At 44.7% G+C, this 25,781-nt stretch carries 33 protein-coding genes; 4 read left to right on the plus strand and 29 right to left on the minus strand.

Going from position 1 to position 25,781, the window contains the following annotated elements; translation table 11 throughout:
• Positions 1 to 56 precede the first annotated feature (56 nt).
• The 7 genes from CW370_RS11505 to CW370_RS11535 form a co-directional block, all read right to left on the minus strand.
• Positions 57 to 731, minus strand: a complete 675-nt coding sequence (locus CW370_RS11505) for a vWA domain-containing protein (RefSeq protein ID WP_003243553.1) — start codon at positions 729 to 731, stop codon at positions 57 to 59.
• A gap of 52 nt (positions 732 to 783) precedes the next feature.
• Positions 784 to 924: a hypothetical protein gene (locus CW370_RS21265; protein ID WP_014478246.1), complete on the minus strand. Its 141-nt coding sequence runs from the start codon at positions 922 to 924 to the stop codon at positions 784 to 786.
• A gap of 130 nt (positions 925 to 1,054) precedes the next feature.
• Entirely contained in the window at positions 1,055 to 1,738 is a 684-nt protein-coding gene (locus CW370_RS11515; RefSeq protein ID WP_024571497.1) for a vWA domain-containing protein, read from the minus strand.
• A gap of 385 nt (positions 1,739 to 2,123) precedes the next feature.
• The gene (spoIID, locus tag CW370_RS11520; RefSeq protein WP_024571496.1) at positions 2,124 to 3,155 is read right to left on the minus strand and encodes a stage II sporulation protein D; all 1,032 of its coding nucleotides are present in this window, start codon (positions 3,153 to 3,155) and stop codon (positions 2,124 to 2,126) included.
• 195 nt (positions 3,156 to 3,350) lie between these two features.
• Positions 3,351 to 4,661: a UDP-N-acetylglucosamine 1-carboxyvinyltransferase gene (gene murA, locus CW370_RS11525; RefSeq protein ID WP_024571495.1), complete on the minus strand. Its 1,311-nt coding sequence runs from the start codon at positions 4,659 to 4,661 to the stop codon at positions 3,351 to 3,353.
• 33 nt (positions 4,662 to 4,694) lie between these two features.
• The gene (locus CW370_RS11530; RefSeq protein WP_024571494.1) at positions 4,695 to 5,435 is read right to left on the minus strand and encodes a YwmB family TATA-box binding protein; all 741 of its coding nucleotides are present in this window, start codon (positions 5,433 to 5,435) and stop codon (positions 4,695 to 4,697) included.
• Positions 5,436 to 5,569: 134 nt separating this feature from the next.
• Complete coding sequence (locus tag CW370_RS11535) at positions 5,570 to 5,800, minus strand: DUF1146 family protein (RefSeq protein WP_003227691.1); 231 nt, start codon at positions 5,798 to 5,800, stop codon at positions 5,570 to 5,572.
• Between the two features lie 169 nt (positions 5,801 to 5,969).
• On the opposite strand from CW370_RS11535, the gene CW370_RS11540 reads away from it, so the two are divergent.
• Complete coding sequence (locus CW370_RS11540; RefSeq protein ID WP_024571493.1) at positions 5,970 to 6,443, plus strand: hypothetical protein; 474 nt, start codon at positions 5,970 to 5,972, stop codon at positions 6,441 to 6,443.
• Positions 6,444 to 6,476: 33 nt separating this feature from the next.
• On the opposite strand, the gene CW370_RS11545 is transcribed toward CW370_RS11540, so the two are convergent.
• From CW370_RS11545 to spoIIR, 18 genes are all read right to left on the minus strand, one after another.
• Positions 6,477 to 6,875 carry a F0F1 ATP synthase subunit epsilon gene (locus CW370_RS11545; RefSeq protein ID WP_014478254.1) on the minus strand — a complete coding sequence of 133 codons (399 nt, stop codon included), beginning with the start codon at positions 6,873 to 6,875 and terminating at the stop codon, positions 6,477 to 6,479.
• A gap of 23 nt (positions 6,876 to 6,898) precedes the next feature.
• Positions 6,899 to 8,320 (minus strand): F0F1 ATP synthase subunit beta, encoded by a 1,422-nt coding sequence (atpD, locus tag CW370_RS11550; RefSeq protein WP_003227686.1) that lies wholly within the window; start codon positions 8,318 to 8,320, stop codon positions 6,899 to 6,901.
• 25 nt (positions 8,321 to 8,345) lie between these two features.
• Complete coding sequence (gene atpG / locus CW370_RS11555) at positions 8,346 to 9,209, minus strand: ATP synthase F1 subunit gamma (RefSeq protein ID WP_003244388.1); 864 nt, start codon at positions 9,207 to 9,209, stop codon at positions 8,346 to 8,348.
• Positions 9,210 to 9,285: 76 nt separating this feature from the next.
• Positions 9,286 to 10,794: a F0F1 ATP synthase subunit alpha gene (gene atpA / locus CW370_RS11560; protein ID WP_003227681.1), complete on the minus strand. Its 1,509-nt coding sequence runs from the start codon at positions 10,792 to 10,794 to the stop codon at positions 9,286 to 9,288.
• Between the two features lie 16 nt (positions 10,795 to 10,810).
• Complete coding sequence (locus CW370_RS11565; RefSeq protein WP_003227679.1) at positions 10,811 to 11,356, minus strand: F0F1 ATP synthase subunit delta; 546 nt, start codon at positions 11,354 to 11,356, stop codon at positions 10,811 to 10,813.
• Positions 11,353 to 11,865 (minus strand): F0F1 ATP synthase subunit B, encoded by a 513-nt coding sequence (gene atpF / locus CW370_RS11570; protein ID WP_003244051.1) that lies wholly within the window; start codon positions 11,863 to 11,865, stop codon positions 11,353 to 11,355. The genes CW370_RS11565 and atpF overlap by 4 nt, the downstream gene beginning before the upstream one ends.
• A 162-nt stretch (positions 11,866 to 12,027) precedes the next feature.
• A complete protein-coding gene (atpE, locus tag CW370_RS11575; RefSeq protein WP_003151167.1) occupies positions 12,028 to 12,240 on the minus strand; it encodes a F0F1 ATP synthase subunit C in 213 nt (70 codons plus the stop codon).
• Positions 12,241 to 12,285: 45 nt separating this feature from the next.
• On the minus strand, positions 12,286 to 13,020 hold the full coding sequence (atpB, locus tag CW370_RS11580; protein WP_003242621.1) for a F0F1 ATP synthase subunit A: 735 nt from the start codon (positions 13,018 to 13,020) through the stop codon (positions 12,286 to 12,288).
• A gap of 7 nt (positions 13,021 to 13,027) precedes the next feature.
• Positions 13,028 to 13,411: an ATP synthase subunit I gene (atpI, locus tag CW370_RS11585; RefSeq protein ID WP_024571492.1), complete on the minus strand. Its 384-nt coding sequence runs from the start codon at positions 13,409 to 13,411 to the stop codon at positions 13,028 to 13,030.
• A gap of 422 nt (positions 13,412 to 13,833) precedes the next feature.
• Positions 13,834 to 14,463: a uracil phosphoribosyltransferase gene (gene upp, locus CW370_RS11590; protein ID WP_003227670.1), complete on the minus strand. Its 630-nt coding sequence runs from the start codon at positions 14,461 to 14,463 to the stop codon at positions 13,834 to 13,836.
• A 134-nt stretch (positions 14,464 to 14,597) separates the two neighbouring features.
• Positions 14,598 to 15,845, minus strand: coding sequence for a serine hydroxymethyltransferase (gene glyA, locus CW370_RS11595; RefSeq protein WP_003227669.1), 1,248 nt, complete (start codon positions 15,843 to 15,845; stop codon positions 14,598 to 14,600).
• Positions 15,846 to 16,051: 206 nt separating this feature from the next.
• Positions 16,052 to 16,594 (minus strand): TIGR01440 family protein, encoded by a 543-nt coding sequence (locus tag CW370_RS11600; protein WP_003227667.1) that lies wholly within the window; start codon positions 16,592 to 16,594, stop codon positions 16,052 to 16,054.
• Between the two features lie 12 nt (positions 16,595 to 16,606).
• The gene (rpiB, locus tag CW370_RS11605; protein ID WP_003221910.1) at positions 16,607 to 17,056 is read right to left on the minus strand and encodes a ribose 5-phosphate isomerase B; all 450 of its coding nucleotides are present in this window, start codon (positions 17,054 to 17,056) and stop codon (positions 16,607 to 16,609) included.
• A gap of 156 nt (positions 17,057 to 17,212) precedes the next feature.
• A complete protein-coding gene (gene prpB / locus CW370_RS11610) occupies positions 17,213 to 17,665 on the minus strand; it encodes a protein arginine phosphatase PrpB (protein ID WP_014481190.1) in 453 nt (150 codons plus the stop codon).
• Positions 17,666 to 17,740: 75 nt separating this feature from the next.
• Complete coding sequence (locus tag CW370_RS11615) at positions 17,741 to 18,298, minus strand: manganese efflux pump MntP (protein WP_003227661.1); 558 nt, start codon at positions 18,296 to 18,298, stop codon at positions 17,741 to 17,743.
• Between the two features lie 78 nt (positions 18,299 to 18,376).
• A complete protein-coding gene (locus CW370_RS11620) occupies positions 18,377 to 19,417 on the minus strand; it encodes an L-threonylcarbamoyladenylate synthase (protein WP_015251011.1) in 1,041 nt (346 codons plus the stop codon).
• A gap of 156 nt (positions 19,418 to 19,573) precedes the next feature.
• Positions 19,574 to 20,017, minus strand: coding sequence for a GNAT family N-acetyltransferase (locus CW370_RS11625; protein ID WP_015714871.1), 444 nt, complete (start codon positions 20,015 to 20,017; stop codon positions 19,574 to 19,576).
• A gap of 66 nt (positions 20,018 to 20,083) precedes the next feature.
• The gene (gene spoIIR, locus CW370_RS11630) at positions 20,084 to 20,758 is read right to left on the minus strand and encodes a stage II sporulation protein R (RefSeq protein WP_003227654.1); all 675 of its coding nucleotides are present in this window, start codon (positions 20,756 to 20,758) and stop codon (positions 20,084 to 20,086) included.
• 140 nt (positions 20,759 to 20,898) lie between these two features.
• On the opposite strand from spoIIR, the gene CW370_RS11635 reads away from it, so the two are divergent.
• On the plus strand, positions 20,899 to 21,261 hold the full coding sequence (locus CW370_RS11635; RefSeq protein WP_014478265.1) for a UPF0715 family protein: 363 nt from the start codon (positions 20,899 to 20,901) through the stop codon (positions 21,259 to 21,261).
• A 16-nt stretch (positions 21,262 to 21,277) separates the two neighbouring features.
• Here CW370_RS11635 and CW370_RS11640 read toward each other — a convergent pair whose 3' ends face one another.
• From CW370_RS11640 to prfA, 3 genes are read right to left on the minus strand one after another with little or no spacing between them, the layout of a single operon-like run.
• Entirely contained in the window at positions 21,278 to 21,565 is a 288-nt protein-coding gene (locus CW370_RS11640) for a DUF5316 family protein (protein WP_003244050.1), read from the minus strand.
• A gap of 59 nt (positions 21,566 to 21,624) precedes the next feature.
• Complete coding sequence (gene prmC / locus CW370_RS11645; protein ID WP_024572670.1) at positions 21,625 to 22,491, minus strand: peptide chain release factor N(5)-glutamine methyltransferase; 867 nt, start codon at positions 22,489 to 22,491, stop codon at positions 21,625 to 21,627.
• Position 22,492: 1 nt separating this feature from the next.
• Positions 22,493 to 23,563 (minus strand): peptide chain release factor 1, encoded by a 1,071-nt coding sequence (gene prfA / locus CW370_RS11650; RefSeq protein ID WP_003227645.1) that lies wholly within the window; start codon positions 23,561 to 23,563, stop codon positions 22,493 to 22,495.
• Between the two features lie 125 nt (positions 23,564 to 23,688).
• Between prfA and gloA2 the strand changes: the two genes are divergently transcribed.
• Together gloA2 and racA are read left to right on the plus strand one after the other, a co-directional pair.
• Positions 23,689 to 24,075, plus strand: coding sequence for an SMU1112c/YaeR family gloxylase I-like metalloprotein (gloA2, locus tag CW370_RS11655; RefSeq protein ID WP_029878457.1), 387 nt, complete (start codon positions 23,689 to 23,691; stop codon positions 24,073 to 24,075).
• 121 nt (positions 24,076 to 24,196) lie between these two features.
• Entirely contained in the window at positions 24,197 to 24,751 is a 555-nt protein-coding gene (gene racA, locus CW370_RS11660) for a chromosome-anchoring protein RacA (RefSeq protein ID WP_015251007.1), read from the plus strand.
• Between the two features lie 33 nt (positions 24,752 to 24,784).
• Here racA and CW370_RS11665 read toward each other — a convergent pair whose 3' ends face one another.
• The gene (locus CW370_RS11665) at positions 24,785 to 25,744 is read right to left on the minus strand and encodes an AEC family transporter (protein ID WP_003242497.1); all 960 of its coding nucleotides are present in this window, start codon (positions 25,742 to 25,744) and stop codon (positions 24,785 to 24,787) included.
• Positions 25,745 to 25,781: the final 37 nt, after the last annotated feature.

The following is a 25,781-nucleotide window of genomic DNA, read 5'->3' on the forward strand; positions in this document are numbered from 1 at the left end:
CTGTTTTTAAACCAATAAAAAAAGGCGCCTGGGGGAGCGCCTGATCTTTAGGTTCCTTACTCAGTAAATTTTTGTGCTTCTTTTTCCCAAGCCTGTTCGAACTCATCCGCACTGTTCGCTGAAATATATTCTCCGCCGCCAGCGACAGCTGCTTGTTTCATCTCTTCATTACCCTTGACATCAAAGTTGAAGCCAATGATGTTTACAATCGTATCCACATTTGATGCACGGAGCTTTTCGATTTCTGCCGCAGGGTCTCCGCCGCACGTTTCTTCACCGTCAGTGATTAAATACACCACGTTTTTCCCGTCTGCGTCAAATGCTTCAAATTCTTTTCTTGTGTCTGCAAGTGCTTTGGCAATCGGTGTCCATCCAGTCGGCTTGAGCTCACTCAATGAATTGTCAAACAGAGACCCTTCATATGGATGAAGGCCGTAAATGGTTTCCGTCGTACTGCACGAAAGGGCTTTACCGGACAGTTTATTGTTCCCTGCATGCCCGAAAACGCGAAGCATAAGATTTGTATCCTTCGGAAGAAGTTCGGCAAAAGATTTTACTGATTTTTTGGCAATGTCTATTTTGCGCTCTCCTCCTGTTTTTTGAACCATGCTTCCGCTTCCGTCAAACAAAACAGCTACATTTGTATCAGCCTGTTTCTCAGCGGCAAAAGACGGGGAGGCAATGGAAACAGTCAACAATCCAATGATACCGGCAGCCAGCAATTTTTTCATATGATTACTTCCTTTCTTTTTCATATTTTCCAACTATATGTTGGATTCTTCTTTATGCTAGAATACGAAAATGCAAAAAGATATAGGACATGCTGCCTTTTGTGCTGCTTTCACGATCTGTCCAAAATCGCTTGAAATGCCGTTCATTTTTAGCCATTTCCGCCCAGAAAGCATAAACAGATTGTGTGATCATTCATTCTTTTTTCGCCTTGATTATGACAGAAAAACGGAAATCTGCTACTATGCTACAGGCAGACAGCTAATTAGTTTTGAAGTTTTTGTTACATACAAAAAGAGGCTGACCATCACCAGCCTCTTTTTTCTTATTTAGATAACATTAGTGATTGCTGAGTGAAAATTTTCTCAACATCTTTTTGGGTATAAGCCGGGAAGTATTCACCGCCGCCTACTTTCGCAATTGCGTTCAGCTGGCCTTTGTATCCCTCTTTATAATCAAAGCCGATCACATTAACAGTGATATTGTCTTTTTGCAGTTCCTTTGCTGTTTTAATCGGGTTTCCTCCGCACGTTTCCTCACCGTCTGTCAACAGATACACCACTTTTTCCCCTTTTGCATCAAGCTGGTCAAAAGAAGATTTCGCCTCGTTCAGCGCTTTGGCAATTGGCGTCCAGCCAGTCGGCCCAATTGTATTGAGAGAATTGAGGAAGCTTTGCTCGTTAAAGCTTTGGAAGCCGTATACGTTGCGAATGGCTTCACATGACTGAACTTTTCCGGAATTTTTATTGTTTCCTTCAGAGCCAAACACGCTCATTTTCACCTGAGTTCCTTCTGGCAGTGAGCTCGCAAACTTTGAAATTTCTTTTTTGGCTGAATTAAATTTAGATACACCGTCTATTCTTTTCGCCATACTTCCGCTGGCATCAAGCAAGACCGCCACGTTCGCCGGCGCTTTAGCCTCCGTTTCTTTCTTTTCAGCTGCAAAAGCAGGTGAAGTTAATCCAAAAAGCAATCCTGTCATCATGATCAGTGAAAATCTTTTCTTCATGTTCGTACCCCTTTACCAATTTGTTTCTGCGTGCAGATGTTCAACGCTGAACATAATCTATCGTAATCAACAAAAACCGAGAAATAAATAGGGCGGGCTTCCCCATTGCTGTTGTTTACTTTTGCATAGAAACCTATGTTTTTATTAGTGATTTCCACCTAACGCCCCTATGAAAAGAGAAGATTGTCCGCCTTTCGGCTTTCGTTATATGAGTCTGTCGAAGTCTGTCGACACATGTGGATGACTTTACCACAATCTCAAAGCCTGAAATCAGGAAAAAAGGACTGATCCTTAAAGACGGTCAGAAGCTCCTCTAAACCGTTTCAGCTGCTCTTAGATAAAAGATATTCAGGAACAGAAAAAGACGCCTAAAGAGCGTCTTTTTCTACTTTTTCGCCATATATTTATTCAAAAACGCATCTGCCTCAGAAATTTGTGTGCCTTGGTAATAGTACTTTACAATGTCATCAACCGTTTTGCCTTCTTTGGCCATAAAATTCGCTCCGTATTGGCTCATCCCCACACCGTGGCCAAATCCTCTCGTCGTGACTGTAATTGTGTCTCCATTTCGCTTCCATTCAAAATCGGCGGAGTTGAGACCCAGCTTTTCACGTATGTCTCTTCCTTTCAGCGTCTTGCCGTTAATGACGGCAGTTGCAACCTGGTGGCCCGGTGTCTCGCCGGTAATCCTCCCTACTGCGCTAGATCCATCCAGCTTGACGCCAAGCTTTTGCTGAAATTCTGCCGCTGTAAAGGTTTTCGTTGCCTTATATTTCGGAGACTTTTTATCCCATGGGCTTTTGACGCTTTTTAAATATGGGATAGCACTTGTCCAATAAGCTTCTGCATTCTCTGTGTAGCCGTTGCTTGTGGAGAAAAAGGAGGCTTCAATCGGCTGGTTGTTGTACGTTAAAATTTTGCCTTGCGTACTGGCTACCGCATCTGTGATTTTCTTCAGTTTTGTCTCATAGCTTGTGCCCCACTGTTTTTTCAGCTCCGCTTTGCTTTTATACACCTGGAACATCTGTGTATCATCCACCAGTGAGCCTTTAGGAGCCTCTACCGCTGAATTTGACACCATCAGTCTGACAATAAATGTTCTGGCGGCGAGCGCCTGGGCTTTCAGCGCTTCAGGTTTAAAGGTTGCCGGCATTTCGGAGGCGACGACTCCAATCACATACTCTTCAAGCGGAATGTTTTCTACGGATTGATTTGCGGTTCGATAGACGGGAATAGAAACAGGTGATGCTTTCAATGTTTCTGCTCCTTTCGATGCTGGTTTCGTGCTGACTGCTGTCTTTTCTGATTCTACGCTGGCCCCCGCTTCCTTATTATGCTGGAATGGTATAACCAAGAGTGTGGGAACCAAGAGAATCAATGCACATAGTACGGATAGTGTGATTGCGAATTGTTTCATATTCAGCTGCCTCCTGCTCGGGATTCGACTCTAGTCTAGTCTATGGGCAGGGACAAGCTAATATGACTCTCGTTTTGGACAGAAACTTTATTTGTCATTTACGTATTCTTTTTTGCTATTTTGCGCATAATGATGATAATACACAAAAAATAAAAAACCAGTATGCCAGAGTGACATACTGATTTTCAAGTAAGTTTATGCATTTAAGTCAGAAACGACTTCTTTATTCTCTTGCTCAGAAGCAGACACATCATTTACACGTTCGATGTCTGCGCCCAGAGCGGCAAGCTTCTTATGGAAATCAACGTAACCGCGGTCTAAGTGCTTCAATTCAGTAACACGTGTGTGACCTTCAGCCACTAACCCCGCAAGAATCAGCGCTGCACCTGCACGCAAATCAGTCGCTGCAACTTCAGCTCCCTGAAGCTGTACAGGACCGTTAATGATGACAGAACGTCCTTCAATCTTGATATCACCATTCATACGGCGGAATTCTTCCGCATGCATAAAACGGTTTTCAAAAACTGTTTCTGTAATCATGCTTGTGCCGCTTGCACGAAGCAGAAGCGCCATCATTTGTGACTGCATATCAGTCGGGAAGCCCGGGTGAGGCATTGTCTTGATGTCAATCGGTTTAAGTTCTTTCGGGCCGATGACACGCAGACCTTCACCTTCATCCTTAATTGTTACACCCATCTCTTCCATTTTTGCAATTAAAGAGGTGAGGTGTTCAGGAACGGCTCCTTTTACTAATACGTTTCCTTCAGTGATCGCAGCAGCAACCATAAATGTGCCCGCTTCAATGCGGTCAGGAATAATATGGTGTTTTACGCCGTGAAGCTTTTCGACTCCTTCAATTTTGATGGTGCCGGTGCCAGCTCCGCGGATTTTTCCGCCCATGCCGTTGATATAGTTTGCTAAATCAACGATTTCGGGTTCTTTTGCCACGTTTTCCAGCGTTGTTGTTCCTTCAGCTAGAGCGGCTGCCATAATCAGGTTCTCTGTAGCTCCTACACTTGGGAAGTCCAGATAAATTTTTGCGCCTTGCAGTCGGCCTTTTACTTCAGCTTCAATGAAGCCATTACCGACTTTGATTTCTGCGCCCATTGCTTCAAAACCTTTTAAATGCTGATCAATCGGTCTGGAACCAATTGCGCATCCGCCCGGAAGTGCAACTCTTGCATGACCTGTACGCGCAAGAAGCGGCCCCATGACAAGCACAGACGCACGCATTTTACGAACATATTCAAAAGGTGCTTCAGTTTGCAAAGCGTATGAAGCATTTACAGTCACTTCATTATTTTCAAAATGCACATCTGCTCCTAAATGACGCAACACTTCGTTAATTGTATATACATCGGAGAGCGTAGGTACATCACAAATTACGCTTTTTTCTTCACTTGCTAATAAAGATGCAGCGATAACAGGTAAAACGGCATTTTTAGCGCCTTCAACTTTGACTGTGCCGTTTAACTTCTGACCGCCGCGGACGATGATTTTTTCCAAGGTATTCCCCTCCGCGTCCCTAAATTCTCTATATTAATATTCAGTCGTAACGATTGGTGTGCCAACCGTAACGGTATGTTTTCCGCCCATTCCTGCACTTCTAAGTGCAATTTGCAAATTCATTTTATGTTTCGAGGTCATAATGTACTCTTCCCACTCATCTGTAAACGCAGAAATAGAAACGAAATTTGGCTCAACTACATGTTCTACTGATCTTGCTTGAAATTCATTTAATAACTGATTTGCTTTTTTTTGCAAAACAATATTCATATTATCATCTAAGTGACCATTTAGACAAGTAAAAATAACTACTTTTTCTTGGAATATCCCAAGTGTCTCCCGTTCAAACTGTTCATATGTATCATTCCAGCTATCCGGTGTCTCTAGACTCATTTGCTCATATAATAAATACGAAGTTGGATTGTGTTTTTTGAGGGTTGTGACAAGCTGCAGTCTAAAAGAAGTACGATTTTTTTTGTCAGTATATGTGCCAATTGCCTTTACGACTTTATCTTCCCGTGCAATCACCCAATCATATTGACGATACTCTGATTTTAAACGTTGCACTTTTTGATAAAATTCTTTCTCGGTCAGTGACATGTTTTGTTTTGCATGCAATGTCCACTTATCTATTGACACATCTTGGCGTTCCATCCCCTCTGCCATTTGTGCTAACGGCGTTAATTCACTCGCATGAATGGTATGGAAAACAGCAATGACGAAGCTTAACATGACGGAAATGATAATAGCGTGGCTTACTTGTTTTTTCTTCATGTTCATCTCTCCCCCTTATCCCCAGTTTTACCGGAGGCAAGAGGCGCCATACGTAAAAATCTTCGTCAAAACTCGAGCTATTCGCCTCAACCCGCTTCTCCCAACCATTTAATGATAATAATGTTCAAAACCTATTAAAATAGATAGGGAAGCTGCTGTGAATAATTGAGGTAATCTAAAAAGAAATTGGCAACGGCCGTTCCAATGGCGATTGTCAGCAAAATCATCAGGAGTCTTGCCTGCACGACTTTGCCTTTTTTGATTAACGGATCTATATTGACGGCTTGCAACGCCCACCAAGTCACTGCTATAAAAATCAGGTGAACGACAATGCCGATTGCAGCCTGCTGTCCCAATACACTCATCTATTACACTCCTTTCTCTGCGTTCATACCCTTTCTTATTATATAAGAAGCACAGATAAAGATGATACATTTTATACAGAACGGAATAATCAGCCAAATCTAGGGCTAATCCCCGCTTAAAGTGCGATTCTTTTACATGGTATACTTTATTGGAAAGGAGCTGGCAAATGTGAATCATTCTTTTTTTCAGCCTGAAAAGCAATATAGTGAGGACCTGCCAATTTTTGATCAGGAATGGGAAGCAATTGCATTCTATTATGATTATAGACAGTCACAGATTGAAGAACTGAATGAATTGTGTCAGTTTTTTAACATTTCTCTTACCTATACGAGAGAAAGCCTTGAAGAGCTTGAAAACCTTTATTTTCAAAGTATACAAGAGCTTTTGCTTGCTGATTGGAATCTTCCTATTGAAGAATTCGAGAAAATGATCAGTGTTTATCTTATAGATTGCGTGATTGCCCGCCATGAAGATGCTGAATGGGTTGTAAAACCTTATCCCTATAAAGACGGCGCTTATACACTTGGCTTTAGAAGACATCGCAAATCGTGGCATACAATGAATGCCTGTGATGGTTTATACCTGCGCCAAAAAGAGGATCGCCCGCTGCTGTCGCTGTTTGATTCTCTTGTTCGTTCATAAAAAAATCCTTCTCTTTATGAGAAGGATTTTTTCTTATTTCCCTGCTACATCCAATCTGTTCAAAGCCCGCTGTAACGCAAGCTCAGCCCGACGAATGTCAGTATCATCTGATTGAGAATTCAAACGCTCCTGCGCCCGCTGGCGTGCAGCTTCAGCGCGCTCTTTATCGATGCCTTCTGCTGTCTCGGCAGCCTGGGCAAGGATAGTGACCTGATCAGGACGGACTTCGACAAATCCGCCGCTGACGGCAACCATTTCAGTCTGCCCGTCTTTTTTCAGACGGACAGCGCCGATTTTAAGAGGAGCCACGGTAGGAATATGGCCTGGCAAAATACCGAGATCGCCGCTTTCGGCTCTCACACTCACCATTTCGATATCCGCATCGTATACTGGGCCGTCGGGAGTAACGATATTGACTTTAACGGTCTTCATGCTTTTACCCTCCTAGGACCAGATTAAACTTCTACACCCATTTCTTTTGCTTTCTCAACAACTTCTTCGATACGGCCTACAAGACGGAACGCATCTTCTGGAAGATGGTCGTATTTACCGGCTAAGATTTCTTTGAAGCCTTGTACCGTCTCTTTTACAGGCACGTAAGAACCTTTTTGTCCAGTGAACTGTTCAGCCACGTGGAAGTTCTGAGAAAGGAAGAACTGGATTCGGCGTGCGCGGTGAACGACAAGTTTGTCTTCCTCGCCTAATTCATCCATACCGAGAATCGCAATGATATCTTGAAGCTCTTTGTAACGCTGAAGCGTTGACTGTACTTCACGCGCAACCGCATAATGCTCTTCTCCGACAATTTCAGGAGCAAGGGCGCGTGATGTAGATGCCAACGGATCAACCGCAGGGTAAATACCCATTTCAGTTAATTTACGCTCAAGGTTTGTTGTCGCATCCAAGTGAGCGAACGTTGTCGCCGGCGCCGGGTCAGTGTAGTCATCGGCAGGCACGTAGATCGCCTGGATAGATGTAACTGATCCAACGTTCGTAGACGTGATACGCTCTTGGAGCTGACCCATCTCAGTTGCAAGCGTCGGCTGATAACCAACCGCTGAAGGCATACGGCCAAGAAGGGCTGAAACCTCTGAACCCGCTTGTGTGAAACGGAAAATGTTATCGATGAAGAACAGTACGTCCTGTCCTTGTACATCACGGAAGTGCTCAGCCATTGTAAGGCCTGTCAAAGCAACGCGCATACGTGCGCCCGGCGGCTCGTTCATTTGTCCGAATACCATGGCTGTTTTGTTGATTACGCCAGAGTCACTCATTTCGTAGAAAAGGTCGTTCCCTTCACGAGTACGCTCTCCTACGCCGGCGAATACAGAGATACCGCCGTGCTCTTGCGCGATGTTGTTGATTAATTCCTGGATTAATACTGTTTTACCTACACCGGCACCACCGAACAATCCGATTTTACCGCCCTTAATGTAAGGAGCAAGCAAATCAACAACCTTAATACCTGTTTCAAGAATTTCAACTTCTGTTGAAAGCTGATCGAATGAAGGCGCCTGTCTGTGAATCGGATCCTTTTTCGCATCCGCAGGAACCGGCTCATTCAAATCAATATTTTCTCCGAGAACGTTAAATACACGTCCAAGTGTTACATCACCAACCGGTACTGAGATTGGCGCTCCTGTATCTACAGCTTCCATACCGCGCTGAACACCATCTGTAGATGCCATTGCGATTGTACGGACTGTATCATCACCTAAATGAAGAGCGACCTCAAGCGTTAAATCAATACCTACTTCGTTTTCACTTGCAGCTGGCTGTGAAATTTTAATCGCATTATAAATTTCAGGCAAGTGACCGTCTTCAAAACGCACGTCGACGACCGGTCCTAATACCTGGCTAACGCGTCCTTTCTTCATCGCTATCCCTCCTGACAAAATCTTTCTATTCTAAAGCGGCTGCTCCGCCGACAATTTCCGTAATTTCTTGTGTGATGGCTGCTTGGCGAGCGCGGTTGTAAGAAAGCGAAAGTGAATCGATAAGTTCCTTCGCGTTGTCTGTCGCGTTTTTCATCGCCGTCATTCTTGCAGCGTGCTCACTTGCTTTACTGTCAAGAAGCGCACCGAAGATTAAGCTTTCTGCATATTGAGGAAGCAAAACCTCCAGAACCTCCTCTTCAGATGGTTCAAATTCATAAGACGCCGTTCTTTTTCCGCCGCCGCTGCCCAAATCAGATAACGGCAGAAGTTTTTTCTCCGTTACTTCTTGAGTAATGGCGCTGACAAAATGGTTATAAACAAGGTGCAATTCATCAAACGCACCGTCTATAAACATTTGGATCGTTTGACGGGCAAGATCTTTAATTTCTGTAAACGTTACTTCATCCCCTAGTCCTGTTAACTCGGAAATGATCGGAATCTCCCGTTTCTTAAAGAAATCACGGCCCACTCTTCCGATGGCAATCACCGCATACTCATCCTTAGACTGATGACGTTCTTGCATGGCCTGATAAGCACTCCGTAAAACCGAACTGTTAAAAGCGCCGGCAAGACCGCGGTCAGACGTAATGACAAGGTATGCCGTTTTTTTCACTTCTCTGCTGAGAAGCATCGGATGCTTTACGTTGCCGGAAACTCTTCCGACGTTTGACACAACCTCTTGGATTTTATCCATATATGGCACAAATGATTTTGCATTGTTTTCAGCACGATTCAGCTTAGCCGCAGATACCATCTGCATGGCTTTTGTAATCTGACTTGTTTTTTTCGTTGACGTGATCCTTGACTTAATATCGCGTAATGAGGCCAAAGATTTCACCACCTTTTCTCTTCATCTGCGTAAAAAGAGAGAAAAAGAGAACCTTTTTCTCTCATCAGCATTCGAGTTAGTTGCTTGGTGCAAATGTGCGTTTGAAGCCTTCGATTGCAGCTTTGAAGTCTTCATCAGCAGGAAGGTTTCCTGTTTTCGCAATTCCGTCAAGCAGGTCTTTATGGTTTTGGTCAAGGTACATGTAGTACTCATCTTCAAAACGTCTGATATCCGCCACAGGAATATCATCGAGATATCCTTTTGTCAGCGCATAAAGAATGGCTACTTGCTTTTCAACCGGAAGCGGCTTGTTCAGATCCTGCTTCAGCACTTCAACTGTACGTGCACCGCGGTTCAGTTTTGCCTGAGTCGCTTGGTCGAGGTCAGAACCGAATTGAGCGAATGCTTCCAGCTCACGGTATGACGCAAGGTCAAGACGCAAAGTACCTGATACTTTTTTCATCGCTTTGATTTGCGCTGAGCCGCCGACACGGGATACAGACAATCCGGCGTTGATCGCTGGACGTACGCCTGAGAAGAACAAATCAGATTGCAGGAAGATCTGTCCGTCGGTGATGGAAATGACGTTCGTCGGAATATAAGCAGAGATATCTCCGGCTTGTGTTTCTACGAACGGCAGAGCTGTAATTGATCCTGCGCCTTTCGCGTCGCTAAGCTTTGCTGCACGCTCAAGCAGACGGGAATGAAGATAGAATACATCCCCAGGGAACGCTTCACGGCCTGGCGGACGGCGAAGAAGCAAGGACAGCTCACGGTAAGCAGCCGCTTGTTTAGAAAGATCATCGTATACAACAAGAACGTGCTTGCCGCTGTACATAAATTCTTCTGCCATTGTAACCCCAGCATACGGTGCCAGGTACAGAAGCGGTGCCGGCTGTGACGCAGACGCCGTTACAACAATTGTATAATCAAGCGCGCCGTGTTTACGCAATGTTTCTACTACGCCGCGGACTGTTGATTCTTTTTGACCGATCGCAACATATACGCAGATCATGTCTTGGTCTTTTTGGTTCAGGATCGCATCGATCGCAACAGATGTTTTACCTGTTTGACGGTCACCGATGATCAGCTCACGCTGGCCGCGGCCGATTGGAATCAGTGCATCGATCGCTTTGATACCGGTTTGAAGCGGTTCATGAACGGATTTACGGTCCATAACGCCTGGTGCAGGGCTCTCAATCGGACGAGTTTTGCTTGTAAGGATCGGGCCAAGTCCGTCTACCGGCTGGCCTAACGGATTTACAATACGGCCGATTAACTCTTCACCAACAGGAACCTCCATGATGCGGCCTGTTCTTTTTACTTCGTCTCCCTCACGGATCTCACTGAAAGGTCCTAAGATGACGATACCTACGTTTGATTCTTCAAGGTTTTGAGCCATACCCAAAACACCGTTTGAAAATTCGACAAGTTCACCGGCCATACAGTTGTCAAGGCCGTGCACACGAGCAATACCGTCACCGACTTGGATGACTGTACCTACGTCTTGAACTTCAATATCAGATTGATAATTTTGTATTTGCTGTTTTATCAGCGTGCTAATCTCTTCAGCTTTGATGCTCACTTAGGTTTCACCCCTTCTATCGATTTTCCCCGGCTAATTGACGTTCAATGCGCTGAAGCTTCCCGCTTACGCTGCCGTCATAAATCCGGTTTCCAATGCGGACTTTAATGCCGCCTATTAAATCCGTCTGCACTTCATTTCTGATTCTCAGTGAAGCGACTCCGGCTTTTTTTGCAAACACTTGTGATAATGGTAAAATTTCCGCATCCGTCAGCGGTTTCACTGAATATACGATTGCGTCTTCTGTTTGACGGGCCTCATTTGCGAGTTTGATAAACTCATCTGTGAGCTCAGGCACAATCGCGGCACGATGGCGGTCAATCAAAAGAAAAATCGTATTAAGCACGGACTGTGACAAAGAGCCAAATGCATTTTGGATCAGCTCTTTTTTCTTCGCAGCCGGCACCTTCGGATGGTTCAACACATCATTAAGCGCTTTTTCATTTTGAAATACTTGTTTTACAACAGTTAGCTCTTCTTCTACTTGATTCAGCTGAGCGGACTCATTGGCTATATCAAAAAGAGCTGATGCATATCGTTTAGAGACAGCTGATCCACTCATCGGCTTTCTCCTACCTCTTTAAGATAGTCCTGGATCAATTTCTCTTGCGCTTGTTCATCCAGTTCTTTTTCGATCACTTTCGACGCAATCATGACAGAAAGAGACGCTACTTGCTCACGGAGAGCAGAAACCGCCTGTTCTTTTTCCTTCACGATTTCAGTTCTTGCTGCTTCTTTCAGACGTTCAGATTCTGCACGTGCAGCCTGAATAATCTCTTCTTTTTGCTTCTCTCCCAGTTTCTTTGCGTTTTCGATAAGAGTTTGGGATTCCTGTCTTGCTTCTTTTAAAAGAACGCGCTGCTCTTCAATCAGCTGCTGCGCTTCTTTATTTTTTTCTTCAGCAGACGTAATTTCTCCAGCGATGTGGTCTTCACGCTGTTTCATTATGTTTAATAGCGGCCCTAAAGCGTATTTCTTCAGAAGCGCTAATAAGATTAACATAGCTAACAGTTGGAACAGGATATCTCCGCCGTTAAACGACAATCCTAGTTCAAGTGGTAATTGAGACATCTACTACGGCAACTCCCTTCTGCAGGTTTTTCTTTGCTGATCCAGCAGCCGCACTTGTCTCTTTTCAGCCGGCAAGGCGGGATGCTTATCAGACATAAAGCAATGGCGAAGGTTCTCTTGGAATGATCTTCGCCATTTTTAGTTCATATAAGGCTTTTATGCTTAGCCAAAGAACGCTAAGAATGCGATAACGACAGCGATAATAGGAAGGGCTTCAACTAATGCGATACCCATGAACATAAGAGTTCTCAGTTCTTTACCTGCTTCCGGCTGACGGGCAATCCCCTCTACCGTACGTGAAACAATCAAACCGTTACCAATACCTGCACCAAGTGCGCCTAAACCAATTGCAATCGCAGCTGCTATTAAATTCATGAAAAAGTTCCTCCTTTAAAATGTTATCCGTTTGGATATAATGTTTTAATGATCATGACTGATTTTATGAGACATGTACACCATCGTCAGCATTGTAAAGATAAATGCCTGGATAGCACCAATAAATAAACTGAATGCTTGCCATGCCAGCATCGGCAGAATGGCACCGATTGTACCGACAAGACCGAGAGCCACGCTTTGCGAATAATGGCTTGTTGCTAATCCCGCAAGCAGGCCGAGAAGAATCTCACCGGCGAAGATGTTACCATACAGCCGCAAACCTAGAGTCAGCGTATTCGCAAACTCTTCGATGATTTTCATCGGGAGCATGAATGGAACAGGTCTTAAATAGTCTTTGGAATATTCCTTGAGCCCTTTCATCTTCACACCATAGTAGTGGGTTAAAGCAACAACCATCACGGCTAGCGTTAATGTAATGGCAGGATCGGCTGTCGGAGACTTCCACCAGAGCTCATGTCCGATTGTAATAGAGAACGGCAGCCCCAGCATATTCGACACAAATATGTACATCAGCAATGTGACACCAAGTGCCAAGAAGTTAGCCCCTGTTTTTAAATCCATTGTACTGCCAATAATATTGCGGACGAAATCAACAATCCATTCCATAAAGTTCTGGGCTTTTCCGGGACGGATCGAAAGCGTTCTTGTCGTCAATATAGCAATCAATAAAACAATCACACTCGCCACAGTAATCATCAGAATGTTTGTCAGATTAAAAGTAAGACCTAGAAATTCTATAGTTCTGTAACCATGATTCAAAGGGTTTTCACCTCTCTTCCATTGATGAACGTTTAAGCTGGATAAAGGAATCTATCATAATGACAGGGTATATTGTCATTAATCCAATAACTGTACTTGCCATATGAAAATATTCGGGATTTTTAAAGGCAACAGCCACAGCAAGAATCGCATTGCACCACCGCGCTGCGCTCCCGAGAGATCGTATGGACTTTCCTTTCTCAACAGCTCTGTCAAAAGCATTCATTCTCCTGACGAGCAGTAAAAAATTAAACAAACTGAAAACAGTTCCCAGAATAAGGCCTAAAAAAACGGTTTTATACGCTGTTAAACCATAACCCAGTACATACACTGCCAAAATGAACAATAAATATTTGCGTTGTCTGCTAAATGTAAGCTTGGGATCGTCCATCAATTATCTGTCTCCTGATGAAAAAATAATGTATAGCTTGGATACGGCAAAAATCAGCGGTTAACCCTTAGTAGAAGACCTTTTTTGACCGGCAAAACGGGCCTGTTCGAAAAAATCATTCATCCGCAAGCCTTGCAGGGATGCTGTTTCATTCGCTTAAATAAATCCTCATAATACGGGTTTGCTGAGAGGATTTACATTGAGGATGAGGACTATAATGAAAGCTATGAAAACCTTCTCATAATACCCTCGTTTAGCATACAATAGCCCCTAACATGTGTCAATCTGTTTAAAGTTAAAAAACTTTTTATACTTTACGTCTCCACAGAATGTTCACATTTTCACCTATAATTGTATACAGATTCACCGAATAGCAAAAAACTGGATAAAAAAATGAAACCCCCTTTTGGGGATTTCATTTTTTATTTTGTTCCAAACATGCGGTCACCCGCATCTCCGAGACCTGGAACAATATAACCTTTTTCATTTAATTTTTCATCTAGCGCCGCAATGTAAATATCAACGTCCGAATGATGCTTCTGCAATTCTTCCACACCCTCCGGCGCTGCTACAAGACACATGAAACGGATATTTTTCGCACCGCGTTTTTTAAGGCTGTGAATAGCTTCAACTGCGGAACCGCCCGTAGCGAGCATCGGGTCAACCACGATGAATTCACGCTCTTCCACATCAGAAGGAAGCTTGACATAGTATTCCACGGGTTTTAAGGTTTCTGGATCACGGTAAAGGCCGACATGTCCCACTTTTGCCGCAGGAATCAGCTTTAAAATGCCGTCAACCATTCCCAATCCTGCTCTGAGGATAGGAACCACTCCGAGTTTTTTCCCTGAGATGACTTTCGATTTCGCAGCCTGAACCGGTGTATTGATATCCACTTCTTCCAGAGGAAGATCGCGGGTAATTTCAAATGCCATGAGTGTAGCCACTTCATCTACTAACTCTCTAAAATCCTTCGTACCTGTATTTTCATTCCGTATATATGTCAGCTTGTGCTGAATTAAAGGATGATCAAATACATAAACCTTTCCCATACTGTGTTTCAGCTCCTTTTTTATTGTCCCATCAACAATTACACACTTCTATTGATTCTACAAAAAAAGACATTGAGTTTCAAGAACATCGTCAAAAAACCCGCCGGGCATAAGCCCAAGCGGGTTTTAGGATCTTAATAATCTAATTCTTTATATAAAGGAAATTTATCAGTCAGAGCAGCTACACGCTGTCTTGCTTCTTCAAGTTTTCCTTCGTCTTCGTGGTTTTTCAATGCAAGCGCAATGATAGCACCGACTTCTTCTAAAGCGTCTCCGTCAAAACCGCGGCTAGTTACAGCAGCTGTACCAAGACGGATGCCGCTTGTTACGAAAGGTTTTTCAGGATCATATGGAATCGCGTTTTTGTTAGACGTAATACCGATTTCATCAAGTACATGCTCCGCAACCTTACCAGTCAGTCCGAGCGAACGAAGGTCAACAAGGATAAGGTGGTTGTCTGTTCCGCCTGAAACGAGCTGGATGCCCTCTTTCGTTAAGGCTTCAGCCAGACGTTTCGCGTTTGAAATGACGTTTTGTGCATATGTTTTGAAATCGTCCTGCAATACTTCACCGAATGAAACAGCTTTTGCGGCAATAACGTGCATCAGCGGGCCGCCTTGAATTCCAGGGAAGATCGATTTATCAATTTTCTTGCCAAACTCTTCACGGCAAAGGATCATACCGCCGCGAGGACCGCGAAGTGTTTTATGTGTTGTTGTTGTAACGAAATCAGCGTAAGGAACCGGGTTTGGATGAAGGCCTGCCGCAACAAGTCCTGCGATATGTGCCATATCCACCATGAAGTAAGCGCCGACTTCATCAGCAATTTCACGGAATTTCTTAAAGTCGATTGTACGAGGATACGCACTTGCTCCTGCTACGATAAGCTTCGGTTTATGAGCGAGGGCTTTTTCACGCACGTCATCGTAATCAATATATTGAGTTTCTTTATCTACGCCGTACTCAACAAAGTTATATTGAACACCGCTGAAGTTGACTGGGCTTCCGTGTGTTAAATGGCCGCCGTGGGAGAGGTTCATCCCAAGTACAGTATCGCCTTGCTCCAAAATCGTGAAGTACACTGCCATGTTTGCTTGCGCGCCTGAATGAGGCTGAACGTTTACATGCTCCGCTCCAAAGATTTCCTTCGCGCGGTCACGGGCGATATCTTCAACGACATCGACGTGCTCGCATCCGCCGTAGTAGCGTTTGCCCGGATATCCTTCTGCGTATTTATTTGTCAAAACAGATCCTTGTGCTTCCATAACCGCTTCACTTACAAAGTTCTCAGAAGCAATCAATTCGATCTTAGTCTGTTGGCGTTCACGCTCATTTTTAATGGCGTTAAACACTTGTTCGTCTTGCGCAGGTAAATGTTTCATCAGCGAGATCCTCTCCTATCCGTATCCTGTTCTTTGTTTTTACCATCACTATTGTACATGGTTTTTAAGGCCGATGTAAAAGATTATTTTTAAAAAATCTAAATTTTTATTGGTAAAAACGAATATTGATAACTTAAATTTAATTTAAAGTTCGGAATTTATTTCACTGTCTTAAAATAAAAGAAAAGACTGGCTATGCAGTCCTTTCATTCGCACTCATAAACCGCCCGCACTCCGCCGATTAGTTTCGGCCGTGTACGCGCCAATGTCACATGAGCTGAACCGAGGCTGTTTTGAGAGACACGCACAGGGACAGCCACCGGCTTCAGATGCATGCCGATAAACGTATCGCCTATATCAATTCCGGCGTCAGCCTGAATGGTTTCAACAAGAACAGGAGACTTCATCTGCTTAAACGCATAAGACGCCATCGCGCCGCCCGCTTTTGGAACGGGCACGGCAGAAACGGTTGGAAGCCTGAACAGCTTGGCTGTTTCTGCTTCGACGACAAGCGCTCTGTTTAAATGCTCGCAGCATTGAAACGCCAGATGGATTCCCGTTTTTTCCCGAAGCTCGGCAAGTCCGCTGTAGATGCTTTCAGCGATATCTACACTGCCCGATGTGCCGATCCGGCTGCCGGCCACTTCGCTCGTGCTGCATCCAAGGACGAAGAGCTGATCTTGTTTCAATTCCGCTTGGTCCTGAAACTCAGACAGCATCGTCTTCCACGTTTGTTTCAACTCATTCATTAAACAGCACCCCTACAGGTTTTTCTCTTCATAATCTGAGATTTTTCCAATACGCGTTTGGTGTCTTCCCCCGGTAAACTCAGTAGTCAGCCAGATTTTTGCGATTTCCCGAGCCAAACCAGGTCCGATCACCCGTTCACCCATCGCAAGGATGTTTGTGTCATTATGCTCCCTCGTCGCCTTCGCGCTGAAGGTATCGTGCGCCAGCGCGCAGCGAATCCCTTTTACTTTATTAGCGGAAATGCTCATGCCGATGCCTGTCCCGCAAATTAAAATGCCTCTGTCAACTTCGCCGCTAACCACTTTTTCGGCCACCGGAAAAGCATAATCCGGATAATCGACAGAGCCGCTGCCGCAGTCACAGCCCATATCAATATATTCAATTTGCAATTCGTCCATTAACTCTTTGATTTCATTTCGAATGTGAACGCCGCCATGATCCGATGCAATGGCTACTTTCATCTGCTTTTCCTCCCAGCGTGTGTGATGCGGCCCGCCCGCTTTATTGACCGCGCAGCCTGTCCGCTCTTTGATTCACACCATATGATGTGCTTTTCACTATATTCTACTCCTTCACGCAGGATTTGCAAATGACCTGTTTGCAGATTTTCTGACAACTTATCTACGGTCTTTTTTCAGCTGTTTTGCCAGCTGCCGAAGAAGCTCTTCAAGCTCATCTCGCGTTTGTTTATAGATGTCAATTGAGCCGCCGAACGGATCGATGACATCACCATGGCTGCCTGTAACATATTCTTTTAACGTAAACACTTTATCACGATAACGTCCAAATTGGCTGGCAATGATCTGTTTGTGCTGATGGGTCATAGCCAGAACCAAATCAGCCGATTCCATAAGTTCTTCAGTTAATGGAGAAGACACATGATTAAGGGCAATGTGTTTTTCAAACAGCGCTTCGACTGCATGAGGCGTCGCTTTCCCATTAGGCGAAGCAAACACGCCTGCCGAGCGGACATTGACATTCAGCCCTTCCATTTCTGCAATTGATTTAAAAAGCGCCTCAGCCATTGGGCTGCGGCACGTATTTCCAGTACAGACAAAAATAATATCCATGTCAGTCACCCCTTATTTTTCTCTATTATATATGAAGAAAAAAGAAACGGCGACTTCGTTTCTTTTATTGGTATATTAAATTGGCAAAAGCAGCTTTAGTCCAAACACGATTAATATGATGCCCCCGAGCGCTTCGCTGTATGTGCCAAGCCATGACTGCACTTGTTTTCCGACCAGCAGGCCCAGCCATGTCAACATCATGCTAAACAGCCCGAACAGGGTAATTGTGAGGAGCGGATGCGAGCCGTATATCCCCAAGCTCAAGCCGACGGAAAAGCTGTCAAGGCTGACGCCGATGGCAAACAGCAATAAGCCCGGCCCTGCCGGTGACATGAATCGTTCTTCTGACTGTTTAAAAGAGGCCATAAGCATTTGAACCCCAAGAACAAAAAGCAGCGCCCCACCGATATAAACCGCTAACACGCCGAGGAGCCCTGACAGCATGTTACCGGCCGCCATCCCTGCGAGAGGCATGATGACGTGAAAGAGGCCGATGATGAAACCAATATAGAATATCTGCTTCTTTCTAAGTTTGACCATGCCCATTCCAAGGCCGACAGAAAAAGCATCCATCCCTAAAGCAAACGCCATGATGCTTAATGTAATCAGTTCGCCTATAAACAAATCCGACATACATAAATAACCCCCTTGGACACGCCCCGCTTTTTTAGCCTATGCGTGTCCAAAAAGGGTTAGAACATCTGACTGCTTTCAGCGAATCACTCTTCCTCCGGCGGCTTTCATCAGCCTGTTCATAATAGCAAGACCGACACCTGTGTCCGGAAAGGATTCCGCAATAATAAAGTCCACCTTATTCTCATCAAAGCTGCGCAAAGCATCATACAGCCCTGCCGCAACAGTCTCAAGCTGAGCCCGTCTTCCGCAGCTCTTCACATAATCAGCGGAATAAACGCCCGCGTTTTCTTCTGTCGTCAGGACACCGACCCGTCTTCCGCCCTGTTGATATTCTTGAATGAGGTGCTGAATGCGCTCTGGGCTGCCTTCACAAATGGCAAGAGGCGCTGTCGGCGCATAATGTGTATATTTCATCCCTGGAGAAATCGGCTTCTCGTTTTGATCGCTGAGCCCTTTATCCACATGAATCGGCCCGATCACCGCTTCAATTTGTTCCTTCGTAATGCCGCCAGGACGCAGGAGAACAGGGATGTCGTCCGCACATGAAAGCACGGTTGATTCGACCCCGATTCCGGTAGGGCCTCCATCCATAATACCGGCTATGCGGCCATCCAAGTCGTGTGCCACATGCTCCGCTTTTGTGGGACTTGGCTTGCCTGATAGATTGGCGCTCGGTGCTGCAATCGGCAGTCCCGATTCGCGAATTAATGCAAGGGCAAGCGGATGATCCGGCATTCTAATGGCAACCGTTTCAAGACCTGCCGTTACACGAGGTGAAAGCGCACCAGGTTTGCAAGGCAGTATGAGCGTAAGTGCTCCCGGCCAAAACCGTTTCATCAATGTTTTCGCCTTTTCCGGCGCTGGGCCCGTTAAATCCTCAAGCTGGCTGATATCCGCAATGTGGACAATCAGGGGATTATCGCTCGGCCGTCCTTTCGCCTCATATATTTTTTTGACGGCATCCGTATTTTTTGCGTTTGCGCCTAGGCCATATACTGTTTCTGTCGGAAAGGCAACGACCTCATTTTCTCGGAGCAAAGCGGCTGCTTGTGCAATTTGTGGATCATTTGTGGATAACTCGTCAGTTACATCCACAAACCATCTTTTCGTTTTCATTTCTGACCAAACTCCTTATTCACAACAATAAAACGATTGTTTTACGCGTGTAATCCTTTTGAAAGTATAAAAGATGTCCTGTAATAAAACAAGCGTTATCCACAAATTGTGGACAACGCTAATAAAGAAGTGGATAAGTGTGTGTATAAACTGCACTTATCCAGACGCTTTTTTCATCAAAACGGCTCCTTCTGTTTGCCGCGATTCACAGAAGTGATCAGAAGAAAACAGCTCCTCCGGTACACTATCAGCTCTTTCAAAACCCATGGCCGTCAGAAAATCCGCAGAGGAATGCTGATTTGCTACTAGGTACACGGTTTTGATCTGATGCTTTTCGCACAGCACCTCCATGCTTTGAAAAAGCGTGACGATATGGCCTTGGTGAAGCTTGTCCGATATGACAAGTGATCGCAGCAGCCCCTGGTCACAGCTTATTTTTTCAATACCGAGGCATCCGGCAATGTTTTTCTCACTGTCCTCCAGCATAAGAAATTGAGTGAAGCCTTCTTTCACGCCTTCATAGCTGGTTTTCGCCTGTTTTAAAAATGCCTCGAGCACATCTCCGTCTTTTTCCCTTGCCACCCGCAGTTGATAAAACATCCGTTCACCCCGTTTTTGCGTTCTTTCTTCCAATCTATGAGGCAAATCTATTTTTAGACCAGATGATTAGGAAAAAAGATCGGAAATCCATTCGACTAAAAAGAATTTCACTTCTGTGCCGTCTTCTTTTTCTTCGTTCTCTTCTTTTTTGGCTTTTTCCGCTTTAGCAGTTACGTCCTCAAGCACTTTTTCAGTCTGCTTTTTTGAGGCTTCTTTATCTTCTTGTTCTTTGACGGCTTCCCCGTTAGAAAAATCGAGAAAGCAGAGGGGCGGGAACAGCACACACCACCAGTTGGCTCCGTCTCCGTTTCCAAGCGTAATCAAAATCGCTTCATACTCACCGGCAGGATATACCATGTTGCCGTAAAGCTTTGTCGGAAACGAGATTTTGTCAAAATCAACAGATATCGACTGATTCGCTCCTTCTTTCTCCATTGTTTCCTTTGCAATCGCTTTGATTTCAGGCAGCTTTGAACGAATCACGCGACGCGCTTCTTCAATAGAAGTAATATCCTTTACCCAAGTTGTGATTTCTTTATTCACCGCGTCTCTTATATGACGTTTTAATTGCTGATCTTGGTCACTATCGCTGTTTGCCAATATTCTCAAACGAATTGCCTGATCCGGTATGACCACCGGCTGATTTTCCGATTTCTGTGCCGTCTCTTCTTTTGCCAGCCCTACGAGCGCTCCAGATAGTAAAAGAAAGATATATATACAAATGATTACTGTTTTTTTCATCGGTCCCCACCGTTCCTCTCCGTGCTTTGTTTCTAGCCCTATTATGGACAAGGAGAGCCGGGGGTAAACGTGCAGGGTGAAAAAAATCTAGCAAGCTGTTAATCTTATTTATGGTACGATAGTGTTTTAGGAGGTTTAAGATGAAATACAATTATACAGTGCTGTTATCAGCATTCACGATGTCCGTTCTTTATTCAGTAATTTATATTCATTCATTTATCATTGCCGCTCTCATCACAATGGCATTTTATTTTCTGTTCCCTTATTTGATCTTCGCACTGCCGCTTCAAATCATGATGAATAAAAAGCCGAAACGGTTCAGCCCTTTGTATCTGCTGTATTACCTTGCCGCTGCTTTTATTGCCAACGCGATCATTTTCGGCGTGCTTCAGCCTTCGGGACAATCTTTGTTTCAAAATACAGCCTTCTATCTTTTCGCTGTATTAACAGCTCTTATCTATTGGATATGGGACTCTGTTTTACTGCAAAAAAAGGAAGCCTAAGAGGCTTCCTTTTTTATTAAAACAAAATCGTCAGCAAATAACATAGAATGGAAGGTATCGCCGCAACAAAGAAAGCGGCCGCCATTTTCATGCGAGATGTACGGCCTTCTTTGGTTTCTGAATGGTAGTTTGCCCGCTGATCGCTTCCGCTTACAGCCAAACCCGATGTAATGATCGCGAGCCCCACTAAAACGAGAGACGCAACGCCAAAAATCGCTTCATATGAAAGAGCCTGCGGAAAAATGGTGCCAATCATGCTCTCAATCGCAATGAGCAGGATTCCTGCTGTCAGGGCCTTTTTCATGTTTACATCCCCTTTGCTGGTGTTAAACAGCTTGATCCATTCACTCGCCAGCAAGCTGCTTATTTATTTCTATGAATCAGAGCGCATATGGTTCTGTCTTTTCCATTAATATCTTTCAGCACTTCCACTTCCGCTCCCTTAAACGCCTTGAGGATCAAGTCTTTGACCGCCACTCCCTGTTTCCAGCCGATTTCAAAAACGACAAATACTTTATCCTTCATGACAAGCGGAATGTCTTCCATAAACCGCTTATAAAATTTCAGCCCGTCTCCGCCATCGGTGAGCGCGTGCAGCGGCTCATGAAAACGGACAATTTCCGATAGATCAGCCATTTCTTCCTCTGAAATATATGGCGGGTTTGAGACAATGATATCCGCTTTTTTTCCCGCCTTAATAAAAGGCTCAAGCAGATCGCCCTGATAAAAGCGCACATTTGCACCGAGTTTTTCTGCATTGGCAGAGGCGACTTGCAGCGCCTCTTTCGAAATATCGACCGCCGACACAGAAAAGTTTTGGTTTTCAAGCGCAAGCGTGACGGCTATTGCGCCGCTCCCTGTACCAACGTCAACAACTTCGAGCTTGCCGTCTTCAGAAAAGACACTCCGATATTTTTCAAGCAAATGAAAGACAACTTCTTCAGTTTCCGGCCGCGGGATCAGCACATCATCATTCACCATAAATTCCCGTCCATAAAAAAACTCTTTTCCTATAATGTATTGAACCGGCACGCCCTCTTTATGCATCTCAACGTGACGCTTAAAGCGATACAGCTCGTCTTCACCAATCGGTTCCTGTAAGCTTGCGAGCAGTTTGCTTCTCTCCATTCCGGTATCATAAAGCAATAGGAGCTCGGCTGCATTTTCTTCTCTTCCCGCTTCGGTTAAATAAGAAGAAGCCCATTTCAGGGCTTCGAATATCGTCTTCATCTTAACCTTCCGACTGCTGAAGCTTGCTTGCCTGATCTTCAACAATCAGCGCTTCAACCACTTCGTCAAGTTTTCCTTCAAGAATCTGATCAAGCTTTTGAATCGTCAAACCGATTCTGTGATCCGTCACACGGTTTTGCGGGAAGTTGTATGTGCGGATACGTTCAGAGCGGTCACCAGATCCGACTGCTGATTTCCGTGTTTGATCATATTCAGCCTGGGCTTCCTGCTGAAATTTATCATAGATTCTGGCACGGAGAACCTTCATTGCTTTTTCTTTGTTCTTAATTTGAGATTTTTCGTCCTGGCATGATACAACAACACCTGTCGGCAAGTGAGTCAGACGAACCGCAGACATTGTTGTGTTAACGCTTTGTCCGCCCGGTCCGCTTGAAGCAAACGTATCGACACGGATATCCTTCTCATGGATGTCAACCTCTACCTCTTCTGCCTCAGGAAGACATGCTACTGTTGCAGTGGATGTATGGATGCGGCCGCCTGATTCTGTTTCCGGAACACGCTGCACGCGGTGGGCGCCGTTTTCATATTTAAGTTTAGAATACGCGCCGCTTCCCGTAATCATAAAGATGATCTCTTTGTAGCCGCCCGTTCCGGTTACATTCGCTTCCATGACCTCTGTTTTCCAGCCCTGAAGCTCAGCATAACGGGAATACATTCTGTACAGATTGCCCGCGAATAAAGCGGCTTCCTCGCCTCCCGCAGCCCCGCGGATCTCCATAATAACGTTTTTGTCGTCATTAGGATCTTTCGGGATCAGGAGCACCTTCAGGCGTTCGGACAGTGTTTCCGTTTCCTTCTGAAGTTCAGAAATCTCTTCCTTCACCATGTCGCGCATCTCAGCGTCCAGCTTCTCTTCAAGCATCGCTTTTGCATCAGCCAGCTGTTCTGACGCATCTCTGTATTGTCTATATACGTCAACTGTTTCTTGTATATCAGATTGCTCTTTTGAATATTCTCTTAGCTTTTTCGGATCGTTGACTACTTCTGGATCGCTCAAAAGCTCATTTAATTTCTCGTATCGTTCTTCAATTGATTTTAAACGGTCTAACACGGTCTTCACCTCTGTTTTCCTGTGCGTAACATTCTCATTATAGTATAGTGATTAACCCCAGTCAAAAGCATTTCAATCCCAGCTGGAAAAGCTCCCTCTGCTATACTGGAATTCGAGGAGGGATGATGTTGCTGAAATCCATACATCATATTGCAATCATATGTTCAGATTACGAAAAGTCGAAAGCTTTCTACGTACATAAGCTTGGTTTTCAGGTGATTCAAGAAACGTACCGCGAAGAGCGCTGCTCCTATAAGCTTGATTTGTCGCTTAACGGCTCGTATGTCATTGAGCTGTTCTCGTTTCCCGATCCGCCCGAACGACAAACCCGGCCTGAAGCCGCAGGCCTGCGCCACCTCGCCTTTACAGTCGTCAGCTTGGATAAGGCGGTTCAGGAGCTTCATGAAAAAGGAATCGAAACAGAGCCAATCAGAACAGATCCGCTGACCGGCAAGCGTTTCACCTTCTTTTTTGATCCTGACCAGCTTCCATTAGAACTGTATGAACAATAACAGTTTTTGAAGAAAAAAAGGAGATACCCACTTTCTTTGCCGAATCTTTTCTTGTTTTGTCTAACGGGAAGGGAACCGCATTCTATGGTCGAATACCTAGCTTAAAAGGAGGTATGGGATCATGAATACAAATATGGTAGCAAGTGAACTCGGCGTCTCCGCAAAAACGGTGCAGCGGTGGGTGAAGCAGCTGAATCTTCCGGCCGAACGCAATGAGCTCGGACACTATTCGTTCACGGCAGAAGACGTGAAGGTTCTAAAATCCGTTCAAAAACAAATCTCTGAAGGCACGGCGATTCAGGATATTCATCTGCCGAAAAGCGCTAAAAAGCGCACAGGCTTCCTTGTCCAAAAAACAAGTAGCGACACAGAACGAAGAATCGAGCAGCTTGAACAAAAGCTGGACACCCTTTTACAGCAAAGGCAGGACGAAAGCGAATTGATGGCAAGGATGTCGGAACTGGAACGCCAGCTGAAACAAAAAGCCGATGAAGGTGTATCTTACCAGCTGCTTCAGCACCGCAGAGAAATCGATGATATTCTTGCAGATCTGCAATCACTGACCTCACAAATGAAAGAATTCACCGCTCAGCCGATCCCCGAGACCGCTGCTGCTTCTGAAAAAACCAAAACAAGAAAAAAACCGCTGCTGTCACTGTTCAAATTTCAAACCTAAAGCAAAAAGCTCCCGTAAAGGGAGCTTTTTTTGTTACGCAGTAAGCGCGATAATGATTGGAAGTGAAATCAATGACAGAATCGCACTGACCACAAACGCAGTTGCAGTTTCTTCTTCTTGTTTCTCGAAACGAGTCGCAATCATGGCTGCAACGGCAGAACCAGGGAATGCAACAAGAAGGATTGCTTTTGTTGTTTGGTCAGCTGGAAGTCCGATAGCAAGAGCAATCAGGAACATTAACGCAGGCTGAACCGCAACTTTTAGTAACGCAATACCGATAGCCGGCATACTGAGTTTAATTTTACGAATACCAACGGTAACACCGACAGCAAAGAGAGCAACACCAGATGTTGTGCTTCCAAGCTGATCAAGCATTTTAACACCCAGCTCAGGAAGAGTGAAATTGAAAACCAGCACTAAGATCATACTGATTAACGGAGCAGCTGCAAGCGGCTCACAAAGACCATGCAGGATTGATTTTCCTGTCATCTTCCAGAAGCTGTCGCCACTCTCTTCGTTTTTCTTAGAAGACTCACCAACAGTAGCGATAATGATCGCGAGAGGATCAAGAATCGCGTTAACCACGATACCTGTGACCGCGATCGGAATCGCAACTTCATTCGCTCCGAATAAGCTTCCCAATACCGGGATACCCATAAATGCGAATGTCGGCTGTGCAGAGTTCAAAGAAAATACAGATGAGTTCGTTAAATCATACTTGAAAATAAATCTGCAAACCAAAAGAATGATGATATAGAAACCAACAATCCCAATAATTAAAGAAATCATTAAAGGTACTTGTGATAAAAATTCACTTCTGGAAGTTGTCAAAATACCAGCGATAAAGTGAGCTGGAAGTGCGTATTTCGTTACTAACGTACTTACCCCTTTTGCCGACTTGGCATCATAACTTCCAAAATGTCCTGCAAACCAACCCAGCACGATAACAAAGAAGATCGGCGCCAGGAGGATTAAGATATCTAAGATGCTCAAAATATTCTCCTCCAAATCCTATGTCCGTATACTTTAG

It is taken from the genome of Bacillus sp. SN32 (assembly GCF_002837495.1).
GTDB classification, from domain to species: domain Bacteria; phylum Bacillota; class Bacilli; order Bacillales; family Bacillaceae; genus Bacillus; species Bacillus subtilis.